Here is a 6,965-nt window from a genome sequence, read left to right on the forward strand (position 1 = left end):
CGCCTCACCCTGATGGACCACCGGCGCCGCTGACCGGATCGGTCACTCTCGTGCCGTATCAGCCGACTCGGGTCATGATGTCCTCATGCGACGTTCGGGGGACGTCGCGCTCCGGGTTGTCGTGCTGCTGGGAGTCTGGATCGTCCTCGGACGGACCGTCGGGCTCCTGGTCGGCGACACCCCCGACGCGACGATCGCATCCGCGGTCGTGACCACAGCGGTGTGGTTCGCGACGGCCGGAGCCGTCGCGCTCCGCGACGGGCGGCGAGGGCTCCCCAAGCCCTACCCCCTGTGGGCCTGCGTCGGCGTCGTGTCCGCCGTCGTCTGCGTCACCTGGCAGTGGGCCGCGAGCGCGATCGCCGCTGGAGGCACCGACGTGACGCTGCTCCGCGACGACCTCCTGGTGCTCTCACCCGGGCTGGTCGTCGGGGCGTGGGGTTGCTCCACCGTCGGTCTGGCGCTCGGTCGGCACGACGCCGCGGCTCGGCGCAGGCGCGAGGCCACCACCACGACCCCCGAGCCCGTCCGCACACCCGTCTTCGCCCGCAGCGCCTTCAGGCGCGCGGTGCTGTCTCACCGGCCGCTGACGGCATCGGCGAGCCGGGCGATCCGCGACGTCCGCCCGCCTCTCGAGTCCTCGCGGCGATCCGCCGCGCGATAGGCCGCGTACATCGCCTGCACCCCCAGCCACCGCAGCGGCTCGGGCTCCCAGCGCCGGGTGCGGTGACCGACCCACGGCAGCGCCGTCAGGGCGCTCTCCTCGCCGAGGACGAGGTCGCGCAGCGTCCGCCCGGCCAGGTTCGTGGTCGCCACCCCGTGCCCGGTGTAGCCGCCCGCGGCCGCCAGGCCGGTCGTACGGTCGAGCGTGACCGTCGCGCACCAGTCGCGCGGGACCCCGAGCACCCCCGCCCAAGCATGGTCCAGACGAGCGCCGGCGGCTGCGGGGAAGCGCCGCGCGAGCACGTCACGAAGGCTGTCGATGGTCGCGCGCTGGGTCGCGCCGTCGTGGTCGGTGCGCGAGCCATAGCGGTACGGCACGCCGCGACCGCCGATCGCGATCCGGTCGTCGGCCGTCCGCTGGGCGTACATGTAGGCGTGGGCCTGGTCGCCGACCGTCTCGTAGCCCGACCAGCCGATGGTGTCCCAGACGGCCGCGCCCAGCGGCTCGGTGACGACCATCGCGGAGTTCATCGGGAGCCAGGTGCGCCGCAGACCTGGCAGGGAAGCGGTGAAGCCCTCGGTCGCCCGCACGACGTACGTCGCGGCGACGGTGCCCGTCGCCGACCCGCTCCGGAACCGGACGCGACGCGGCTCGATCGCGGTCACCGCAGTGCCCTCGTACACCTCGACGCCCAGGCGCTCGACCGCGGCGGCCAGCCCGGTGACCAGCTTGGCGGGGTGGAGGCGTGCGCAGTGCGGGGTCCAGAGGCCGCTGACCGCGTCGGCGACGGCGACCCGGGCGGCGACGCCGTCGGCGTCCAGCAGCTCGTGGTCGTGGTCGCTCCAGGACTCGGCGTACGCGTGGTCGGCCCGGAGCCGCTCGTCCTGCGCCGCGTTGCAGGCGACGGTGAGCTCGCCGCCCTTGACCACGTCGGCGTCGATGCCCTCGGAAGCTGCGACGGCGATCACCTCGTCGACCGTCGCCTTCATCGCCTCGCTGAGCGCCACGACGCCCTCGCGGCCACGGGCTGCGGCGTACACCTCCCGCGAGCCCGCCATCGCCGACGTGAGCCAGCCACCGTTGCGACCCGACGCGCCGTAGCCGCAGACCTCGCGCTCGAGCACCGCGATCCGCAGGGTCGGCTCGGCCTGCGCGAGGTAGTAGGCGGTCCAGAGTCCGGTGAAGCCCCCGCCCACGATCGCGACATCGACCCGGTGGTCGCCCCCGAGCGGCGGTCGGGTGGGCTTGGTACGGCCGAGCTCGCTCATCCAGTACGAGACCGCACCGTTGACCAGGGGTGCGTCGCTCACAGCGCGACGGCCTTGCCGCTGACCCGCACGCGCGGCGAGTCGCTGCTCAGGGTCACATGGATGAGGCTCGGCCGGCCCATGTCGACACCCTGCTCGATGGTGAACGACGCGGCCGGCGAGGCGAGGCCGTGGTGAGCAAGGTAGGCCCCGAAGGCAGCTGCGGCCGCTCCGGTGGCAGGGTCCTCGACCACACCGCCGACCGGGAAAGGATTGCGCGACTGGTAGGTGTCGTAGTGGTCGGGCCAGACGAGCTGGAGGGTGGTGAGCCGAGACCGCTCCATGACGTCGCGGAGCCGGTCGAAGTCGTACGACAGTCGTGCGAGCCGCTCGCGGGTGCGGGTGACGAGGACGAGGTGCCAGACGCCGGCGTTGGCGCACGAGACCGGATAGCGGGGGTCGAGGTCGTCGCGAGCCCATCCGAGCGCGTCGAGCACCTCGGCGACGAGGGACGTGTCGGCCGGGACGACCTGCGGGTCCACGCTGGTCAGCGTCGCCCACAGCCGACCGTCGCGTTCGACCGTGTCCACGTCGATCGTCCCGGCCGGCGTGTGCATGGTGAGCGCACCGGCACCCGCGCGCTCGGCCACCGCGACGGCGGACGCGATGGTCGCGTGCCCGCAGAACGGGACCTCCGCCTCGGGGGCGAAGTAGCGGACGTCGTAGACCCGCCCGCCCTCGTCACGGGGCACGAGGAACGCCGTCTCCGAGTAGCCGACCTCGGCCGCCGTCGCGAGCATCTCCGACTCGGTCATCCCAGCAGCGTCGAGCACGACGCCAGCGGGATTGCCGCCCGCCGGGTGGTCGGAGAACGCGGTGTAGCGCAGCACGTCAGGCATGGAGGTCACGCTAGCCCGGACCAGGTCGGCGCCACGGTCGGACCGACAACCTAGGACCGGCGACCCAGGAAGGCGACCAGCCGCTCGGTCCCGGACGCCTCGGGCCCGACCGGGACCTCGTCGCCGATCTGGCCACTGGTCCGCATGAGGTCGCCGAGCTCGTCGGTCCGCCCGCGGGCCCACGCGATGTCACGGTCCTCGATCGTGTCGGTCATGGGGAGAGCGTAGGACCGCGTCCCGACATCGTCACCGCTCAGCGCGGGACGTGCATCATCCAGTCGCGAGGCACCCGGCCGGCGGGTCCCGGGGACGGCTGGTCGTCCGGGTGCGAGGTCGGCGGCGCCAGCTGGGGGCCGGTGAGGATCGACTCCTCCTCGTAGTCGTAGAACCAGTCCTCGCCCGGCTCGTACGACTGGACATAGCGGTGCCCGGTGGCTTTCCAGTGGGCCGTGGCGTGCGCGGCCGGCGAGGAGTCGCAGCAGCCGACGTGCCCGCACTGGGCGCAGCGCCTCAGGTGGAACCACCACCCCTGCGGGTCGGCCGCGTCGCACTCCGCGCACCCAGGTCCGCTCGGTGGCACGCTCACGTCGATGCCGTCCGTCATGGCAGCCCCCCTTCGGGTCCCGTCACAGGCTACGTCGCCCGGTCGCCCGCCACCTGTCGAAGCCCGTGCCACGATGGAGCCATGGCTGACGAGGAGGAGCGCGAGCACGACAACGAGTTCGCCTTCCGCTGGTCGTACGGCAACCCTGAGGCGCCGTTCACGATCGTGGAGTTCGGGGACTTCGAGTGCCCCTACTGCGGGGCGGCCAAGCCGGTGCTGCACGACCTGATCGAGGGCTCCGAGGGACAGGTTCGCCTGATCTGGCGCCATTTCCCGCTGTTCACGGTGCACCCGTTCGCGCTCACCGCCGCGTTGGCCGCGGAGGCCGCCGGCAACCAAGGAGCGTTCTGGCCGATGGCCGGTCTGCTGTTCAAGAACCAGAACAGTCTCGACGACGCCTCGATCGTCCGGTACGGGAAGCAGCTCGACCTCGACACCGACCAGCTCGTCGGTGACGCGGCGCAGGCCTACGCCAGTGCGGTCCGCGCCGACTACGTCGAGGGCATCGAGGCAGGGGTGCACGGGACCCCCACGCTGTTCGTCAACGGCGAGCCGTACACCGACGCGGTCACCGTCAAGGACCTCCGCGAAGCCGTCGGGCTGTCACGCCGGCGCGCGCCACGGCCCCTCCGGTAGCGGAGGCGGCCCATCGGCCTCGTCGGGAGAGCACAACGGCAGGCGGTCGCCGAAGTAGCGCAGCACCAGCGCTCCGACCAGCCCTGCGGTCAAGGACCCGAGGAGGATGCCGACCTTGGCCTCGTTGCGCAGCGCCTCGTCGTCGAAGGCGAGCTCGCTGACGAACAGCGCGATGGTGAAGCCGATGCCGCAGAGGAAGGCGCCGCCGACCACGTGCCCGTACTGGACGCGCCCGGGGAGCGACCCGAGCCCGGTGCGGAGCGCGACGAACGCCCCGAGGGTGACGCCGACGACCTTGCCGACGAGCAGGCCGGCGACCACACCGAGCGTGATCGGGCTGCTCATGGCGTCGCCGATCGCGCCGCCGGTCAGAACCACGCCTGCGTTGGCCAGACCGAACAACGGCACGATCAGGTACGAGCTGAGCGGGTGGAGCGCGTCGAGCAGCCGGTCGCTGGTGGGGATGGCCGAGCGTACGGCGGTGACGGCCAGGCGCGACCGCGACGACTCGAGGTCCTCGATCAGCGCACGACCGTAGAACCCCAGGTAGCGCCTGACCTCGTCCTCGCGACCGCGCCGTCGGGTCGGGACCGACAGGCCGACCAGGACACCCGCGAGGGTCGGGTGCAGGCCCGACTCGAGGACGGTGACCCAGAGCCCGATGCCGACGAGGATGTACGGGGGGATCTGCCAGATGCCGACCCACCGCATCCCGAACAGGACCGCGACGAGGACACCGCTCAGCACGAGCGCCTTGATCGACAGGTCGTCGGCGTAGAACGCGCCGAGGAGCGCGATCGCGCCGATGTCGTCGAAGATCGCGAGCGTGAGGAGGAAGACCCGCAGCTGGTCGGGGCACCGCGGGCCGACGAGGGCGAGCACGCCGATCACGAACGCGGTGTCGGTCGACATCGGGACGCCCCAGCCCGCCGAGTCCGGCCCCGAGGGCGCGATGAGGAGATAGAGAGCGATCGGGACGACAAGACCTCCGACCGCGGCGAACAGCGGGACCGACGCGGCACGGAAGCTGCGCAGCTCGCCGACGGTCAGCTCTCGGTTGACCTCGAGTCCGACGACGAGGAAGAAGATCGCCATCAAGGCGTCGTTGACCCAGTGGTGCAGGGACAGGTGCACGCCCCAGCTCCCCACCTCGAGGGTCGTCGCGGTCTCCCAGAGGTGCTCGTACGACTCGCCCGGAAGGTTGGCCCAGACCAGCGCGGCGGTCGACGCGGCCAGCAGGAGCGTGGCGCCCCCACCCTCGGTCGCGAAGTAGCGACGGAGCCCGGGGGTCAGGCGCGGGTACGGCACCACGACGCGCGGCCGCGGTCCTGGACGAGTGGGGACACCGGTGGGAATCGGGTCGGTCACGGACATCAGCGTGCCAGACCGCCGGTTGGTGGGTGGCGCGATCCGTACGCGGGATCGGCAGGAATCGCATGGTGTTCTGTCGTACCTGATCCTTATTGTCGAGCGGTGACTACCTCGACCACCGGCACCGGCCAGCCCGGCACCACCGTCCCCGCCGGGCGAGACCTGTCCTTCGCCGCGCTCGGCGTCACCGTCCTCCTCTGGGCGTCGGCGTTCGTCGGCATCCGTGCGATCGGCGAGAGCTACTCTCCCGGTGCCCTCTCGCTCGGTCGGCTGGCCGTGGCGGCGATCGCACTCTCGGTGCTCTTCGTCCCGCGGCAGCTGTCGGCCCGACGCGAGCGCCTGCCGCGGGGGCGCACGGCCTGGTTGATCGCCGGCTACGGCGTGCTGTGGTTCGGCGCCTACAACGTCGCGCTCAACGCCGGGGAGCAGCACGTCGACGCGGGCACCGCCGCGATGCTCGTCCAGCTCGGCCCGATCCTCATCGCCGTGATCGCCGGCCTCTTCCTCGGCGAGGGGTTCCCCAAGACCCTGGTGATCGGCCTGGCGATCGGGTTCGCCGGCGTCACGCTGATCGCGCTCGGCGGTGACGGCTCCCGCAACGACCTGGTCGGGGTCGTCCTCTGCGTCCTCGCGGCCGTGCTGTACGCGGCGGGCGTGCTGCTCCAGAAGCCGGTCATGGGCACGGTCAGCCCGCTCACGGTGACCTGGCTCGGCTGCGTCATCGGTGTCGTGACGTGCCTGCCCTTCGTCGGGCAGCTGGTGGAGGAGACCGCCGACGCGCCCACCAGCGCGATCCTCGGTGTCGTCTACCTCGGGCTCTTCCCCACCGCTCTCGCGTTCACGGTCTGGGCGTACGCGCTCCGCCGCGTCGGTGCCGGTCCCGCCAGCGCCACCACCTATCTGGTGCCGGCGATCGCGATCGGTCTCTCCTGGCTGTTCCTCGCCGAGGTGCCCACCCTTCTCGGGTTCGCCGGCGGAGTGCTGTGCCTGGTGGGAGTGGCCGTCACCCGCCTCCGCCGGCGGTGACCGTCAGACCAGCAGGCCGCGGACCAGTCGGCTCAGGACCTCGCCGCACTCCTCCCGGACGCGAGGACGGTCGTCGGGCGACGCCGCGGCGATCGTCATCGCGCACCCCCCGAGCATCGTGAACGCCACCGACGAGGTGGTCTCGATCGGGAGGGCCGGGATGCGCCCTGAGGAGACCAAGCGGGTCACGATCTGCTCGATCAGCCCTGCGGCGTACTCCTCCTCGCACGCCTTCCACTGCTCCCAGCCCAGTGCGATGGGGCCTTGCCGGAGCACGATCTCGGCGTAGTCGGAGTTCGTGGCGTGGTCGAGATAGGCGCTCATCGCGGCGAACGCGCCCGCAACAGGGTCCTCGTGGGCGAGGAAGGCATCGCGGGCTGCGCCCAGCCCTTCGGTCTCCGTCCGCTCCAGCACGGCGCGGTAGAGGTCCTGCTTGTCCTTGAAGTGGTGATAGACCGCGCCGCGCGTGACCTGCGCCGCCGACGCGACCTCGGAGAGGGCCGTCTTGGTGAACCCGCGCT

General features: G+C 72.1%; 9 protein-coding genes. 3 read left to right on the forward strand and 6 right to left on the reverse strand.

What is annotated here, in order from left to right; genetic code table 11:
* Window positions 1-85 precede the first annotated feature (85 nt).
* Window positions 86-661 carry a hypothetical protein gene (locus PV363_RS14310; protein WP_301022661.1) on the forward strand — a complete coding sequence of 192 codons (576 nt, stop codon included), beginning with the start codon at window positions 86-88 and terminating at the stop codon, window positions 659-661.
* Here PV363_RS14310 and PV363_RS14315 read toward each other — a convergent pair.
* From PV363_RS14315 to PV363_RS14330, 4 genes are read right to left on the reverse strand one after another with little or no spacing between them, the layout of a single operon-like run.
* Window positions 574-1,971 (reverse strand): FAD-binding oxidoreductase, encoded by a 1,398-nt coding sequence (locus PV363_RS14315; protein WP_301022662.1) that lies wholly within the window; start codon window positions 1,969-1,971, stop codon window positions 574-576. The genes PV363_RS14310 and PV363_RS14315 overlap by 88 nt on opposite strands.
* Entirely contained in the window at window positions 1,968-2,807 is an 840-nt protein-coding gene (locus tag PV363_RS14320; protein WP_220366674.1) for a PhzF family phenazine biosynthesis protein, read from the reverse strand. Before PV363_RS14320 ends, PV363_RS14315 begins: the two co-directional genes overlap by 4 nt.
* Window positions 2,808-2,857: 50 nt before the next feature.
* Complete coding sequence (locus PV363_RS14325; RefSeq protein WP_301022663.1) at window positions 2,858-3,022, reverse strand: hypothetical protein; 165 nt, start codon at window positions 3,020-3,022, stop codon at window positions 2,858-2,860.
* Between the two features lie 38 nt (window positions 3,023-3,060).
* Complete coding sequence (locus PV363_RS14330; RefSeq protein ID WP_220342642.1) at window positions 3,061-3,411, reverse strand: UBP-type zinc finger domain-containing protein; 351 nt, start codon at window positions 3,409-3,411, stop codon at window positions 3,061-3,063.
* A gap of 81 nt (window positions 3,412-3,492) precedes the next feature.
* Here PV363_RS14330 and PV363_RS14335 point away from each other — a divergent pair, with 81 nt between their 5' ends.
* Complete coding sequence (locus PV363_RS14335; protein ID WP_220342643.1) at window positions 3,493-4,047, forward strand: DsbA family protein; 555 nt, start codon at window positions 3,493-3,495, stop codon at window positions 4,045-4,047.
* On the opposite strand, the gene nhaA is transcribed toward PV363_RS14335, so the two are convergent.
* A complete protein-coding gene (gene nhaA / locus PV363_RS14340) occupies window positions 4,015-5,415 on the reverse strand; it encodes a Na+/H+ antiporter NhaA (RefSeq protein ID WP_301022664.1) in 1,401 nt (466 codons plus the stop codon). The two genes, PV363_RS14335 and nhaA, sit on opposite strands and share 33 nt — an antisense overlap.
* Window positions 5,416-5,520: 105 nt before the next feature.
* Between nhaA and PV363_RS14345 the strand changes: the two genes are divergently transcribed.
* Window positions 5,521-6,444 carry a DMT family transporter gene (locus PV363_RS14345; protein WP_301022665.1) on the forward strand — a complete coding sequence of 308 codons (924 nt, stop codon included), beginning with the start codon at window positions 5,521-5,523 and terminating at the stop codon, window positions 6,442-6,444.
* Window positions 6,445-6,447: 3 nt separating this feature from the next.
* Here the strand turns inward: PV363_RS14345 and PV363_RS14350 are convergent.
* A partial coding sequence (locus PV363_RS14350; RefSeq protein ID WP_301022666.1) for a TetR family transcriptional regulator occupies window positions 6,448-6,965 on the reverse strand: 518 nt, incomplete at its 5' end.

The organism is Mumia sp. (assembly GCF_028803055.1).
Lineage (GTDB): Bacteria > Actinomycetota > Actinomycetes > Propionibacteriales > Nocardioidaceae > Mumia.

What these genes read in the sequence shown, in the direction of transcription:
- PV363_RS14310 (WP_301022661.1), top strand. Translation starts at nt 86, where the DNA reads ATGCGACGTTCGGGGGACGTCGCGCTCCGGGTTGTCGTGCTGCTGGGA.
- PV363_RS14320 (WP_220366674.1), bottom strand. Translation starts at nt 2,807, where the DNA reads ATGCCTGACGTGCTGCGCTACACCGCGTTCTCCGACCACCCGGCGGGC.
- PV363_RS14325 (WP_301022663.1), bottom strand. Translation starts at nt 3,022, where the DNA reads ATGACCGACACGATCGAGGACCGTGACATCGCGTGGGCCCGCGGGCGG.
- PV363_RS14330 (WP_220342642.1), bottom strand. Translation starts at nt 3,411, where the DNA reads ATGACGGACGGCATCGACGTGAGCGTGCCACCGAGCGGACCTGGGTGC.
- PV363_RS14335 (WP_220342643.1), top strand. Translation starts at nt 3,493, where the DNA reads ATGGCTGACGAGGAGGAGCGCGAGCACGACAACGAGTTCGCCTTCCGC.